This window comes from Sorangium sp. So ce321 (assembly GCF_051530195.1).
GTDB lineage: Bacteria > Myxococcota_A > Polyangia > Polyangiales > Polyangiaceae > Sorangium.
In genome coordinates this window covers 6551186-6565102 of sequence record NZ_CP150329.1, presented here as the reverse complement: position 1 = coordinate 6565102, position 13917 = coordinate 6551186, and the positions used below count along the sequence as shown (strand labels likewise).

Here is a 13917-nt window from a genome sequence, read left to right as displayed (position 1 = left end):
ACAGCGGGCTTCGCCGCGCCGCCTCCGCCCGCGCCGCTCCTTCAGCCCCGCGCGCCCGGCGCGAGCCGGCCGGCGATCCACTGGCGGAGCGCCTTCTTGTCCACCTTGCCGACGCTCGTCGTGGGCAGCGCGTCGAGCCACTCGATGCGATCGGGCACCTTGTACTGGGCGACGCCGCGCTCGCGCAGGAAGGCGTTGATCTCCCGCGCCGCCGGCGGCTGCCCGCGGGGCACGAGGAACGCGCACGACCGCTCGCCGAGGCGCTCGTCCGGCATGGCGACGAGCGCCGCGTCGCGCACCGCCGGGTGGGCGAGTACGTGGTTCTCGACCTCCTCGGCCGCGATCTTCTCGCCGCCGCGGTTGATCTGGTCCTTGGCGCGCCCCTCGACGACCAGGTAGCCGGCCGGCGTCCGCCGCACGAGATCGCCCGTGCGGTAGAAGCCGTCGCGCGTGAACGCCTTCGCGTTGTGCGCGTCGGCCCGATAATAGCCGCGGATCGTGTAGGGCCCGCGCGTGAGCAGGTGACCGACCTGCCCGGGCTCGACGTCGCGATCCTCGTCGTCCACGACCCGGATCTCGTCGAGGGGGGAGATGGGCCGGCCCTGCGTCTCGAGCACGATGTCGTCCGGGTCGTCGAGGCGGGTGTAGTTGACCAGCCCTTCCGCCATCCCGAACACCTGCTGCAGCGCGCAGCCCAGCGTGGGTCGCACCCGGCGCGCGACCTCGGCGGAGAGCTTGGCGCCGCCCACCTGGAGCACCTTCAGGCTCGACAGATCGTGCCGTGTCGCCCGCGCCGACTCCAGCCACACCGAGGCGAGCGGCGGCACGAGCGCGGTGATCGTGACCTTCTCCCGCTCGATCAGGGGAAACGCCTCGTCCGGGCTGGGACGGCGGCTGAGCACCACGCGGCCGCCGGCGCACAGCGCGCCCAGGCTCCCGGGGGAGCTGAGCGTGAAGTTGTGCGCGACGGGGAGGACGGCCAGGTACACGCTGCCGGCGTCGAGCGCGCAGATCTCCGCGCTGGCCCGCACGCTGTACAGGTAATCGTCGTGCGTCCGCGGGATCAGCTTGGGGACTCCCGTGCTCCCGCCCGAGAGCTGGAAGAAGGCGACGTCCCCCGGGTCGGGCCTCGGGAGCTCGACGGGCTCGTCGTGAAGGCTCGACAGCGCGGTGAACTCGCCTGGCTCGCCGGCCACGAGCACGTGCTTCACGGTCCCCGCCTCGCGCCGGACCTGCCTCGCCAGCTCCCGGTAATCGAACCCGCCGTCCCTGTCCGCGACGACGTAGGCCACCGCCTCCGTGTGCTCGCAGAAATACGTGATCTCGGCGCGGCGGTGCGCGGGCAGGGCGAGCACGGGGAGCGCGCCGAGCCGGAACAGCGCGAAGCACACCTCGAAGAACTCCGCGATGTTCGGGAGCTGGACCACCACGCGATCCCCCGGCCGGATCCCGAGGCGCAGGAGGCCCGCGGCGAGGCGATCGGCGCGCTGGTCGAGCTCACCGTAGCTCAGCCGGCGATCGTCGCTGACGAGCGCGATCCGGCGCGGGTGCTGCGCGGCCCGCTCGCGCAGCAGGTCGCCGAAGGTCTCGCCGCGCCAGAAGCCGGCGCGGCGGTAGAGATCGGCCACCTCGGACGGCCACGGAGTCCAGCCGTCCAGCGCCGGTCGGCTCTCCTCCGCCGCCGTCACGAGAGCTCCGGCGCCTGGTCGAGGCCGAGCGCGTTCAGCATGGTCCCGAGCTTGGCGGAGGTCTCGGCGAGCTCGCGCTCGCCGTCGGAGCCGATGACGATCCCGGCCCCGGCGTACAGGCGGAGCGACCGGCCGGCGATATCGGCGCAGCGGATGGCGACCGCCCACTCGCCGTCTCCGGAGGCGTCGCACCAGCCCACGAGCCCCGTGAAGAACCCGCGATCGAACGGCTCGATCGCCCCGATCGCCGCGCGGGCGGACCCGGTGGGGTAGCCGCACACGGCGGGGGTCGGGTGCAGCGCGGTGGCGAGCTTCATCGAGGAGATCGAGAGATCGCGCAGCTCCCCCGTGATCCGGCTCGACAGGTGCCAGAGGGTCGCTGTCTGCGTGAGGGAAGGCTCCTCGGGGACGCTCAGGCGCCGGCAGAACGGCCGGAGCGCGGCGGCCACGGCCTCGACGACGATCGCGTGCTCGTGGCGATCCTTCTCGGAAGCGAGGAGGGCGACCGCGCGCCGCCTGTCCTCCTCGGGGTCCGGGCTGCGCACCGCGGAGCCGGCGAGGGGATTGGCGATGACCCTGAGTCCGGAGCGGGACAGGAGCAGCTCCGGACTGGCGCCGATCAGGGTGCGCTGCCGCGAGAGCGGGGCGATGCGCTCCTGGCCGTACACCCCCGCTGCAGGATCGGAGAGGTTGGCGGCGAAGGTGTAGCCGCTCCGGTTCTGCTGCGACAGGCGCTGCAGCACCAGGCGGAGATCGACGGGCTCTCGCAGCGTCATCTCCAGCATCCTGGAGAGCACCACCTTGCGCAGCGCCTCGGCTCGCATCAGGTCCACGGCCAGCTCGACGCCGCGCACGTAGTCGCGTGGCTCGGGGAACATGCGCAGCTCCTGGATGGCCGGCGGCGACTCCCGCCGGAGCGCCTCCGCTGCGGGGTTGAGCGGGCCGGCGCTCTGGATCGTCCTCGGCACGATGAGGTGCGCGGGCGACGTGCTGTTGAAGGGCACCGCGCCGACGACGATGGGCAGTCCATGGCCGTGCCTCCCCTGCGCCGCGAGCAGCCTGGTGACGCGGTCCGCGAGGCGATCGTCGCCGTCGGCGCCGTTGGGCTCGAGGATGACGTCGTGCACGCCCTGCGCGAGGAGCGTGCGTGTCGGCGACGAGAAGAAGAACGCCGATTCGGGGGTGTATTGCCTGAGGAGCTGCCCGGCGTTCACCACGGGCAGCGCGACAGCGTCCGGCATCGAAATGGAATTCATCGACTACTCCTTGCAAGCTGTGGAATCGGGGGGCGCTCGCGGCGCGGCGCTCGGGCCAGAGCGCCGCTCGGCCGCCGCGCCATGGCGGGGTTCGCCCGGCGCTAGCGCTGGATCGAGCCGCGGTCCGCGCTCCCGGCGCGCGAACCGCGGGGCTCCAGCGGTGGGCGCCCGGGCGCGGCGAGCGCGACCTGGGCGCGTCTCCGGCCTATCGCCCCGCGCCCGGCAGCGCCCCCGGCTTCATCGCGCCGCCACGTGCCACGCAGGCGCGGCCGCGAGGGCTCTCTCGTTGCAGCGCACAGGCGCGCCGCCGCTGACCAGCACGCGCGCTCGGCCACCCAGGGCGTCGAGGCGCGGAGTCGGCTCGCACGTCGAAATGGGCACGTCGTCACATCCAGCTCCGATGGGCTTCGAGAGCCGCGTGGGCTCGGTTCATCGGGCTCTGGACGTGAAGTCGCGGGCCGCTGACTGATTCTGATAAAGAAAATCAGTTTCAAGTAACTTGTGACATGTCCCGGGGGAAACGTCAAGAATTCCGTTCGCCTGCGCAGCCAGCAGGGCTACGGGGCCTGCGTGCCGCTCGTGATCCGCCTCCACGCTGACCCGCGCCGCGTCCGGGCCGAGATCTCATCCCGCGGGATCTCGCTGGAGGAGGAAGCCGCCGTGGCGGTCGTCTACCGGCGGCCCCGGCGCCGTGAGCTGCCGTGTGCCGTGCTCGCGGTGGGCCGCGATGCGCTCGGAATGTCCGGGGGTGTCCGCTTCACGGAGCGCTCGCTCGCGGTGACGGAGGAGGACCGGCGGGCGAGGTACCGGAGGTTCCGGTGCGAATGACCGGCGCCCCCGGCGGGCGGAGCGCGCTCCGCCGCGTCGTCCCTGCGGCTCGGCCCGTCCAGCGCCGTCGCCGGCGGTGATGGGCGCGCCGGCGCGCGCAAGACGGCGCGGACGGCTGGCGACGCCTCGCGGGACGGGCCACAACGGGGGCCATGCCGCTCACCGAAGCGCTCCTCGCGGATCCGGTCGACGACCTCATCGCGCTCCTGCGCGGCAAGCGGTTCGTGACGCTGACGGGCGCGGGGTGCAGCACCGAGTCCGGCATCCCGGATTACCGCGGTCCCGAGACGCAGCGCCGCGCGCGCAACCCCATCCAGGGGCGGGAGTTCTCGCGCTCGACCGAGATCCGGCAGCGCTACTGGGCGCGCGCGGTGATCGGCTGGGAGCGGTTCTCCCGGGCTCAGCCCAACCCGGCGCACCGCGCCCTCGCGCGGCTGGAGCACGGCGGGCTGATCGAGGGCCTGATCACCCAGAACGTCGACGGGCTCCACCAGGCCGCCGGCAGCCGCCGCGTCATCGAGCTGCACGGGACGCTCGCCGAGGTCGCCTGCCTCGCGTGCGGCGCGCTGGAGCCGCGCGCCGCCCTGCAGGAGCGGCTCCTCGCGCAGAACCCTGGCTGGCTGCGCCTCGCGGCCGATATAGCGCCCGACGGCGACGCCGACCTGCCCGCGGAGCACGTGGCCGGCTTCCGGGCGCCGCCCTGCCTGCGCTGCGACGGGCCGCTCAAGCCGCGCGTCGTCTTCTTCGGCGAGAACGTGGCGCGGCCGATCGTCGACGCGGCGTTCGCGATGGTCGACGCGGCGGAGGCGCTCCTCGTCGTGGGCTCCTCGCTGGCGGTCTTCTCGGGCTACCGGTTCGTGCTGCGGGCCGCGCAGCGGGGCATCCCGATCGCGATGGTGAACCTCGGGGCCGCGCGCGGCGAGGAGCTCGGCGCCGTGAAGGTCGACGCCCGGGCGGGCGACGTGCTGCCGCGCCTCGCCGACGCGCTGGCGCGCTGACCGGCGCGCCCTGGCGCGGGTAGGGACGCCGCGCTGACGGGGCGCGGCGCGCGGCCGCCCGTGCTCGAGCTCAGTCGCGCCGGTACATGACGTCGCTGCGGAGCACGTACTTGCACCCGCGCGTCACCGCGGCGCCGCGGTGGAGCCGCCGGTGCTCGAAGACGAGCGCCATCCCGCGCTGCGGGGTGACGCTGCGGCCGCCCCAGAAGTCGGTCGTGCCGCCCTCGAAATCGTCGTTCAGGTAGATCATCGCGGTGAACAGGCTCCGCTCGCCGTCCGATCGCAGGAACGACCCGTCGCCGTGCCAGTTGAAGTACTCGCCCTCCGAGTACCGGTAGTAGCGGAAGCGCTCGTTCAGCCCGACGGCGCGGTGGAGGCCCCAGGTCGGCGGCGTCCACGGCGCGAGCCGCTCCCAGAGCCGGGTGGCGAGGGTCGGGTCGTCGAGGATGACGCGACCGTTGTTGCGGACCTCGAGGTTCACCACCTCGGTGCCGCCGATGGGCGCCTGCTCGAAGCCGTGCGCCTCGGCGAGGCGGATGAACCCGGCGCACTCGTCGGGCGACAGCAGGTTCGTCACCGTGAAGACGCGGAGATCGTCGGCGTAGGCGGTTCGCTGGGCGAGTCGTTCGGCGTGCGTCGTCGTGCTCATGCGTGGACCATGCGTCCGGGCGGACCGGATCCGGAAGGGCGGGACCGGGCAGGACCGGGCAGGACCGGGCAGCGCGGGTGGACAGGAGGGCGCTGCATCGCGGATCATCGAGCGCTCGCAGCGATGGCACAGGTCCCCAGGGCGGGCCGCGGCGCGGGGCCCGCGGTCCACTTCAACCACACGCTCCTCCAGCGGGCGCGGCTCGAGCTCGACCTCACGCAGGAGCAGGTCGCCGCGTCGATCGGCGTCGATGTGCGGACCTACAGGCGCTACGAGTCGGGCGCGGTCAACGATCCGCGGCTCGGCTTCTCGGTCCGGAGCCCGTCCCGGCGGCGCATCCTCGAGCGGCTCAGCGCCGAGCTCGGAATCGCCGAGGCGGAGCTGCTCGCCGGTGAGGCCGGGGGCGCGGCGGCGGAGGCGCCCGCCAGCGCGGCGGCGGAGACGCCCGCCAGCGCGGCGGAGGCGCCCGCCAGCGCGGCGGCGGAGGCGCCCGCGGCGGCGGAGGCGCCCGCGGCGGCAGAAGCGCCCGCGGCAGCAGAAGCGCCCGCCAGCGCGGCGGAGGAGAGGGCGCCTGCCGCTGCTGCCGCCGCGCCGCAGGCAGGCGCCGCCGCGTGGCGCCCGCTGCACGCGCACACGCTCCAGCGCGCGCGGCACTTCGTCGGGCGCGGCGAGGTCCTCGAGCGGCTCGCCGCGTGGGCCGACGCCGCGGCGCCGGAGCCGCGGGTCGTCGCGCTCCTCGGCGTGGGCGGGGCGGGCAAGACCGCGATCGCCGAGCGCTTCCTCCAGGGGCTCGGCGACGCGCCGCGGCCGGGCGGCGTGCTCGTCTGGAGCTTCTACGACGACCCGAGGACCGAGGCGTTCCTGGACCAGGCGGTGGCTTACTTCGCCCAGGGCGAGGGCGCCGCGCCGCGAGCGCCCGCGGCTCCCGGCGAGCAGCTCGCGCGGCTCCGGGGAGCGCTGGGGCAGGGGCCGCCGCACCTGCTCGTGCTCGACGGGCTCGAGACGGTGCAGGCCGAGGGGGGCGCCGGGCGCGCGCACGGCGAGCTCCGCGACGCGCTCCTCCGGCGGCTGCTCTGCGCGATCGCGGCCGGGCTCGGCGGCGCGCGGGCGCTCGTCACGTCGCGCTTCGAGCTCGCGGATCTCGCGGCCTGGTCCGACGGCGGGCTCGCCACGATCCGGCCGGCGTCGCTCTCCCCGGACGACGCCGCGTCGCTGATGCGGCGCTGGGGCATCCGCAGCGGCGACGGGGCGCTGCGCGCGCTGTTCGAGCGGACGGGCGGCCACGCGCTCTCGGTCGCCGTCGTCGGCTCCTACGTGGGCGCGTTCCTCGGCGGCGACGCGGGGCGGCTCGACGCGGCGCAGCTCGCCGAGGCCGAGCGCGACGACGTCCTCGCCCGCCGCCTGAGCTCCGTGCTGTCGGCCTACGCGCGCGCGCTGCCCCCGGGCGAGCGGGACCTGCTCGCGCGGCTGTCGGTGTTCCCCGGCGGCGCGGGCGAGCCGGCGCTGCTCCAGCTGATCCGGGCCGGCGGCGAGATCGCGGGCGCGACGGCGGGGTGGGGGGCGGCGGAGCTCGCGCGCGGCCTCGCGCGGCTCGAGCGGCTGGGGCTCGTGTTCGCGGCGCGGCAGGGCGAGCTCTGCTACTCGACGCACCCCTTCGTGCGGCAGCACTTCAAGGCGCTGCTCGGCGTGCCGCCGGAGCGCGTCCACGCCGCGGGGAGCGCCGCGCCGCCGCCGCGCCTGGACGAGGCGCCGCGCCGGCCGCCGCGCGAGCGCGGCGCGCTCGACGCGTACGAGGCCGTGATCCTGGAGCTGCTCGGCGCCGGGCGCGAGGCCGAGGCGCTCGACATCTACGAGCTCGGCCTCGGGGGCTTCGCGCACCTCGGGCTCAGGCTCGGCGACATGGCGCGCGGCGCCCGCATCCTGCGCGCGTTCGCCGGCGGCGACGATCCCCGCGGCATGCCGGCCTCGCTGCCCGCGCGGGTGCGCGCGTCGCTCGCGTACGAGGCCGGGCTCTACGCGGGCGCGCTCGGCGATCTAGCGTTCGCCTGCGCCTGCCACGAGGCGCACAACGAGGTCGCCGAGGCGCTCGCCGACCCGGCGCCGCTCGCGACCGGCCTGCGCACGCTGGCGTACACGGAGCGGCTGCGCGGCGACCTGACCGCGGCGCGCCGCCTGGTCGAGCGCTCGTCGGAGATCGCCGAGCGCGCGGCGGACCGCGCCCACGCGGTGCGCGCGCAGGCGCTGCTCGGCGCGGTGCTGCACGACCTCGGCGAGGTCGACGCGGCGGGCGAGCGCTTCGCGCGGCTCCGGGCGATGGGCGACGCGCCGATGGCGCGCCGCGGGCTCTGGGCGTCGGAGCACGACCTCGCGCTCGGGCGCCGCGAGGAGGCGCGCGCGGCCACGGCGCGGAACATCGCGGCGTGCCGGCGGCGCGGCTGGGAGGGGCACGTGGCGCACGGCCACACGCTGCTCGGCCTCGCGCTGCTGGGGGGTGAGGGGAGCGAGGGACGCGATGACAGCCGCGGCGACGAGCGCGGCGACGGCCGCGACGTCGCGGCGGCCGAGGCGCACCTCGCCGAGGCGCGCCGCTGGGCCTCCGCGACGGGTGAGGTGGAGGTCGCGCTGCGGTGCCACGAGCTCGCGGCGCGGATCGCGCTCGCGGCCGGGCGGCTCGACGAGGGCGAGCGCCAGGCGGGGGAGGGGATGCACGTCGCCGGGACGTGCGGGTTCGGCCCGTTCCGCGCGCGGCTCGCCGTCGTCGCGGCGCGGTGCGCGCTGGGTCGCGGCGCGGGAGGTGCAGCCGCGGTGGCGGCGCTCGCCGATGCGGCGGTGGCGTGGGCGGGCGAGGACGCGTGGGCGAGGGCGGACGCCCTCCACTGGGCTGGTGTCGCCGCCGCGCGGGCAGGGGACGCGCCGCGCGGCCGGGAGCTGCTCGCCGGGGCCGTGGCGCTGCGGGCGCGCCTGCGCCATCCCGGGGCGGGGGCGTCGCGGGAGGCGCTCTCGCGGCTCGGGTGATGGACGCGCGCGGCGCGCCCCGCCGGCGAGCGGCGGGGGCGGCTCGCCGCTGCTCGCCTTTGGCCGGGCGCCTCCACTTCGGCCGGGCGCCTCCACGGAGCGTGCATCGCGCTGAGCTCCAGCGGCGCCGCCTCGCCGCCCGTCAAACGTCTGCGATCTCGCGCCGCGGCAGTCGCTGCAGGATGTCCGTCGTCTCGGCGCTTTGTTTGAGACCGGTGAGACGCTTCTCGATATCGCGCTCGAGCACGGCCGTCATGACCGGCTCCAGCACCGGGGCGAGGAAGCGTGGGCGCGCCGTGAAGTTGTAGCGGAACGTGACGCGGGTCCGCCGCGGCGACAGCGCCTTGAAGAGCCACGCGCCCGAGAACTGGCGGAAGATCCGCGGCCCGTCGACCATGGTGATGGCCACCTGTTCCGGCGGGTTCAGGGTGATGTAGCGGGCCTCCATGGACAGCCCGTTCTTCGCCCGCACCCACACCCGCACGCCGACGGCCGGCCCGGTCGCGCCGTCGCGGTAGCGCATCTCGCGGAGGAACGGGTCCCACTCGAGCCGGAGACCGTAGTCCTGGGACAGCGCGAAGAGCTCGTCGGGAGCGGCGTCGATCTCGGCGGTGCTCTGGATCGTGGGCATGGCGCTCAGGATATGGCCGTGGGGATCGCGATGGCGAGGGCGCGCTGCGCTGCGGGCTCGTGCGCTCGCGTGCTCCGCGTCGGGCGGGCTGCTGCGGAGACGGTCGGGGGTTGCGCGCTCATCGATCGGGCTCTCACCGCCGGCGAGGCGCGCGCCGGTTCGTTGACGGCCCTCGAGGACCCATGTAGTTCGCCCTTCATGGTCCACCGATCGGCGTTCGTGCTCGCATTCATGGCGTCTGGGGCGCTCGCGCTGAGCGGCTGTAACCGTGGGTATCAGACGGCAGCGGAGCTCGAGAGCGCGGAGCGCGGGCCGACTCACTGTGCCCGCTCCTGTTACGACCTCGGGATGCGGATGTCCGCCTTCGTGCTCGTGGACCGCGGCGTGGCGGGCTGCGTGTGCGAGCCTGTCCAGGCGCCGGCCGGCCCTTATCCCGCGCCGCCGTCGGCTGGAGCAGCGCCGCCGCCGGCTGGAGCGGCGCCGCCCCCGCCGCCCGCGCCCGGAGCGGCGCCGCCTCCGGCCGGAATGGCGCCGGCTCCGCAGCCCCAGAGCCGCGCCTCGGCCGCGGCGGCGGCGGGCTACGCTGTGATCCAGGCCCAGCGGAACCAGCAGGAGGAGCAGCAGGCGCTGCGGGCCTCACAGTCGAAGTGAGCTGGCCGGGGGCGTGCGTGACGACCTTCCACCTGGAGGAGGCACACGGGCACCGTTGGCGATTGGAGGAGTCCGCGCGGTATGCTCGGCCGAGCCGATGGACGAGCCGGCGCGCAAGGTCGTGAGTAGCTACGCCGAGTATCTCGAGCAGGAGCGGGCGAGCCCGACGAAGCACGAGTTCCTGAACGGCGAGATCTTCGCGATGGCCGGCGGAACGCCGGAGCACGCGCGCCTGTGCGCGAGCGTCGGCGCCGAGCTACGGACGCATCTCCGCGGGCGGCCCTGCGCAGTCTACTCCGCCGACCTGCGCGTCCGGGTGCAGGCGACCGGGCTCTCCACGTACCCGGATGTCAGCGTCGTCTGCGGGAAGCTCGAGCGCGATCTCGAGGACAAGGACGCAGCGCTCAACCCGAGCGTCCTTGTCGAGGTCCTCTCCGACAGCTCGGAGGCTTACGACCGGGGGCAGAAGTTCGCGCACTATCGGCACATCCCCTCGCTCCGCGAGTACGTCCTCGTCTCGCAGCATGAGCCGCGGATCGAGGTATTCCACCGCAACGAGGATGACTCGTGGACGCTCCGGGAGGCCCGCGCCGGACAGGGCGCGCACCTGGAGGCGATCGGGTGCACCCTGTCGGTGGACGAGGTGTACCGGGATCCGCTCGCACAGGCCGCGACCGAGGCGGAGGAGCGACTCCCGGGCTCGTGAGATGCTCCTGACTTCTGCAGGATGGGGATGTGCGCTGAAGATCCTTGATCGGCATCGAGGTCGCGGGTGCTGTCGAGCGTCGAACCTCCGGCAGCGGGCGCCGGGGCGGCGCGCCAGGGAAGCTAGGCGGAGCGCTCCACCGCCGCAGCGCCGTGCCGGGTGACACCACGTAAGTCCCGTGGTCTGCAGCAGGGCCTGCCGAGTGACACTACGTGTGCCCCGCCGTTTACAGATCTGCCTGCGGAATGACACTACGTGTGCCCCGCCGTTTACAGATCTGCCTGCGAAATGACACTATGTGACCCTAGCCATACCCGCCCCGGGCGCCGAGGCCAGGGAAGCGCCTTCCATCGCCGCCCCACCCCGGTGGCGTCGACATCGTGCGCTCCCCCGAGCACACATCCGGCGGCGCTGTGACCCACTGTCGCGCTCGCCTGGATCTACGTTCCCAGGATGGCCAAAGCCAGGACCAACAAAGAACACACCGGGAAGTCGCCCAAGGCGACTCCCACGGCAACAACGACCTACCACGCCTGCTACAAGCGCTTTGCCCCGCTGGCCGCGGAGCTCCCGGACCGCGACGTCGAGGTCTGTCGAGCGGACGTGCGGATCGCCTTCGCCAACGTGAAGCGGGGCGTCCAGGCCGCCTGCGCGGATCCGGCGCGCATCCGGCGGGCGCTGCCCGAGCTGCCGCTCGATGACGTGCTCGCGCTGCCGGACCTCGGCCGGGCGCTGATCTTCGCGGCCACGCGCGTCACGGCGAAGCCGGCGAGCTCCGGCGAGATCGACGCGAAGCTGAAGGTCGTGACCGAGCTGCGCGAGCCGATGCTCACGCTCGCCGAGACCCTGGCGAAGCGCGGGCTCCTGCCGAAGGACGTGGTGGCCGAGATCCGCGCCGGCAGCGGCAAGTACGACCTGGCCAGCGACGGGATGGCGCTCGCCCACCTGTACGAGGAGCACGCGGACGCGCTCCGCGGAAAGCACCCCTTCAGCCGGGAAGAGCTCGAGCAGCTGCGGGAAGCGAGCGAGTGGCTGCTCGACACCCTCACTCCCGAGGGCGCCCGCCGGCCCGCGGCAAAGCAGCGCGGCGAGGCCGAGAAGATGCGCGACCGGCTCTGGACCCTCCTGGTCCGGCGTTACGCGGACCTCCGGAAGATCGCGTACTACTTCCACGGCGACGCGTTCGAGGACGTGGCGCCGAAGCTCCAGTCACGCCTCTCGAGCTCCGCCGCCGCGGACGTGGCCGAGGAGGAGGAGCTCGAGGCCGAGGAGGGCGGCGCGGACGACGCGGGCGCGGCCGCCAGCGCCGGCGGCGGTGGCGAGCAACCTCCCATTCCGCTGTCACCGTAAGCGGCGCGCCCGACCGCACCGCGCGCCCGACCGCACCGCGCGCCCGACCGCGCCGCGCCGCGCGCCGGCGGACGCGCGGCGCGGCGCGAAACACAAACGGGTCCGGAGAACCCCCCGCAATTGAAGGGGTATGAGCGCACCCCTCTCGTCGCCCGCCGGCACCTCCCGCGATCGCACCTGGAACGCCCTTCATACAGCCGCAGCGGAAACGCTCCCCCGAGCGTTTCGGCTCATGGGCGTGGCCGAGCCCGATATCGACGACCTCCTCCAGGAGGTCCTCCTCACGGCGTACAAGACCCTGGATCGGTTCGATCCCACCTGGCATCCGCCCCAGACCGAGGCGGGCGTCGCCGCCGATCCCGCGCGCCGGGATGGCCCGCACCAGCACCGCAGCGCCGAGGCGCGGTGGGTGTTCGGGATCGCGTGGCGGAAGGTCAGTCACTACCTGGACCGCGCCCATCGCCGCCGCGAGCTGGCGCACGGCCTGCTGCCCGCGTCGTGCTCCGAAGCCGTCGATCCCGCGCCGCTCAGCGAGGAGCGCGCCGTGGAGCGAGAGCGGCTGGAGCTCGTGATTGACCTGCTCTGGACGCTGGCCCCGGAGCGGCGGCTCGTCCTGGTCCTGCACGAGGCGTACGAGGTGCCGCTCGTCGAGATCGCGCGCGATCTCGGCATCAACTACAACACCGCCAGCAGCCGGCTGCGCCTCGCCCGCGCGGACTACCGCGCTGCCGTCAAGCGGCTGCGCCCGGAGCAGCGAGACGCGCTGCGCGGCTGCTGGCTCGGGTTTCCGCTGGCTTCGGCGTTCCTGGTGCACGAGGACGCTGGAGCGATCGCGCCCGCGCCGGCCGAGGGCGCGTCGCCAGCGCCCGCGCCGGCCGAGGGCGCGTCGCCAGCGCCCGCGCCGGCCGAGGGCGCGTCGCCAGCGCCCGCGCCGCCTCTGCCGGCACCGCCTGCGCTCGCGCCCCCCGGGCCGCCGCCAGCGGGGCTCGCGGGCTCGCACCCCTGGCTGGGCGAGGTGGGACGCGCGCTCGGATGGACCGCGGCAGGCGCTGGCGGCACCCTGGTCTTGCTGCTTGTGTTCGCGCCGTCGCGACCGCTGTGGGCCGACCGCTTCGGCGCGCTGGTGACCGAGCTGCCCCGGGTGCGCAGCGCCCGCGTCGTGGAGATGACGCCGCGCGAGACGCCGGCGCCGCAGCCCATCGCGCCGGCGCCCGACGTGACCTCGCGGCGCGACCTCGCGCCGCTTCCAGCGCGCGACGTCACGCTGCGTCCGGCGCCATCGGCAAGCGCGCGGGAAGACTCGTTCGCCGAGGAATACCGGGTGCTCGCCGCGGCGCAGGCGAGGCTCTCCGCCGACGATCCCGCCGGGGCGCTCCGGCAGCTCGCCCTCCATGAGCAGCGGTTCCCGAACGGCCATCTGCGTGCCGTGCGCGAGCGGCTCCGGGAGCTCGCGGAGATGCGCCTGGCCGGTGCAGCGGAGGGTGCGGCGAGGGAAGAGCCGTCGCGATGAGGCTGCCTCACGACCGACGGATGCCGCATGAGCGGCCCGCGCGCAGCACCTCGGGGCCTGTCCGCCATGTCCGGCGAGCGGCGTGCGCCGGTGCCGCCCTCCTGGGGGCGGCGTATCTGCTCTGCGCCGCGGAAGCTCACGCCGGGCCAGAGCTGCGTCCGAGCGCGGCGCGCCTCGAGTACGTGCGCGGGCCTGGCGCCGAACGCTGCCCTGACGCGTCGTTCCTGCGCGCGGAGGTGGCGCGGGTGGCTGGCGCCGACCCGTTCCGGGACGACGCTCCGCTCGTGATCTCGGCCAGGATCGAGCGCCAGGGGGCCGAGCTCGTGGCCTCGCTCGCGCTGCGCGACAGCGAGGGGAAGACCCGGTGGGCCGACGGGTTCAGCACCAGCAGAGCCTGCGAGGTGCTCGTCGCCGGCATGGGGCTCGCCATCGCGGCGCGGCTCCTGGGCATGCCGGAGCGGGTGCCACATGAGCCTTCGCCGCCTGAGCCTCCGCAGAGGCTGCCTGGGCCTCCGCCGCCGGAACCTCCGCAGGGGCTGCCTGGACCTCCGCCGCCTGAGCCTCCGCAGAGGCTGCCTGGGCCTCCGCCGCCTGAGCCTCCGCAGAGGCTGCCTGGGCCTCCGCCGTCTGCGCAG

12 protein-coding genes are annotated in these 13917 nt (G+C 74.9%); 7 read left to right on the top strand and 5 right to left on the bottom strand.

Going from position 1 to position 13917, the window contains the following annotated elements; all coding sequences use genetic code 11:
* Positions 1-41: 41 nt before the first annotated feature.
* A complete protein-coding gene (locus WME89_RS24240) occupies positions 42-1688 on the bottom strand; it encodes a (2,3-dihydroxybenzoyl)adenylate synthase (protein WP_438011460.1) in 1647 nt (548 codons plus the stop codon).
* Positions 1685-2944, bottom strand: coding sequence for an isochorismate synthase DhbC (gene dhbC / locus WME89_RS24235; protein WP_438011459.1), 1260 nt, complete (start codon positions 2942-2944; stop codon positions 1685-1687). The genes WME89_RS24240 and dhbC overlap by 4 nt, the downstream gene beginning before the upstream one ends.
* 570 nt (positions 2945-3514) lie before the next feature.
* Between dhbC and WME89_RS24230 the strand changes: the two genes are divergently transcribed.
* Both WME89_RS24230 and WME89_RS24225 read left to right on the top strand, forming a co-directional pair.
* On the top strand, positions 3515-3772 hold the full coding sequence (locus tag WME89_RS24230; protein ID WP_438011458.1) for a hypothetical protein: 258 nt from the start codon (positions 3515-3517) through the stop codon (positions 3770-3772).
* A gap of 152 nt (positions 3773-3924) precedes the next feature.
* Positions 3925-4770: an NAD-dependent protein deacetylase gene (locus tag WME89_RS24225; RefSeq protein ID WP_438011457.1), complete on the top strand. Its 846-nt coding sequence runs from the start codon at positions 3925-3927 to the stop codon at positions 4768-4770.
* Between the two features lie 70 nt (positions 4771-4840).
* Here WME89_RS24225 and WME89_RS24220 read toward each other — a convergent pair whose 3' ends face one another.
* Entirely contained in the window at positions 4841-5419 is a 579-nt protein-coding gene (locus tag WME89_RS24220) for a 2OG-Fe(II) oxygenase (protein ID WP_437627601.1), read from the bottom strand.
* Positions 5420-5542: 123 nt separating this feature from the next.
* Between WME89_RS24220 and WME89_RS24215 the strand changes: the two genes are divergently transcribed.
* Positions 5543-8434: a helix-turn-helix domain-containing protein gene (locus WME89_RS24215; protein WP_438011456.1), complete on the top strand. Its 2892-nt coding sequence runs from the start codon at positions 5543-5545 to the stop codon at positions 8432-8434.
* A 142-nt stretch (positions 8435-8576) separates the two neighbouring features.
* Here the strand turns inward: WME89_RS24215 and WME89_RS24210 are convergent, their stop codons facing one another.
* On the bottom strand, positions 8577-9272 hold the full coding sequence (locus tag WME89_RS24210; protein ID WP_438011455.1) for a type II toxin-antitoxin system RatA family toxin: 696 nt from the start codon (positions 9270-9272) through the stop codon (positions 8577-8579).
* Positions 9273-9413: 141 nt separating this feature from the next.
* Here WME89_RS24210 and WME89_RS24205 point away from each other — a divergent pair, with 141 nt between their 5' ends.
* From WME89_RS24205 to WME89_RS24190, 4 genes are all read left to right on the top strand, one after another.
* The gene (locus tag WME89_RS24205) at positions 9414-9716 is read left to right on the top strand and encodes a hypothetical protein (protein WP_438011454.1); all 303 of its coding nucleotides are present in this window, start codon (positions 9414-9416) and stop codon (positions 9714-9716) included.
* Positions 9717-9813: 97 nt separating this feature from the next.
* Complete coding sequence (locus WME89_RS24200; RefSeq protein WP_438011453.1) at positions 9814-10422, top strand: Uma2 family endonuclease; 609 nt, start codon at positions 9814-9816, stop codon at positions 10420-10422.
* 453 nt (positions 10423-10875) lie between these two features.
* A complete protein-coding gene (locus tag WME89_RS24195) occupies positions 10876-11772 on the top strand; it encodes a hypothetical protein (RefSeq protein ID WP_438011452.1) in 897 nt (298 codons plus the stop codon).
* 238 nt (positions 11773-12010) lie between these two features.
* Positions 12011-13282, top strand: coding sequence for an RNA polymerase sigma factor (locus WME89_RS24190; RefSeq protein WP_438011451.1), 1272 nt, complete (start codon positions 12011-12013; stop codon positions 13280-13282).
* A 136-nt stretch (positions 13283-13418) separates the two neighbouring features.
* Here the strand turns inward: WME89_RS24190 and WME89_RS24185 are convergent, their stop codons facing one another.
* Positions 13419-13712, bottom strand: coding sequence for a hypothetical protein (locus tag WME89_RS24185; RefSeq protein WP_438011450.1), 294 nt, complete (start codon positions 13710-13712; stop codon positions 13419-13421).
* Positions 13713-13917 lie beyond the last annotated feature (205 nt).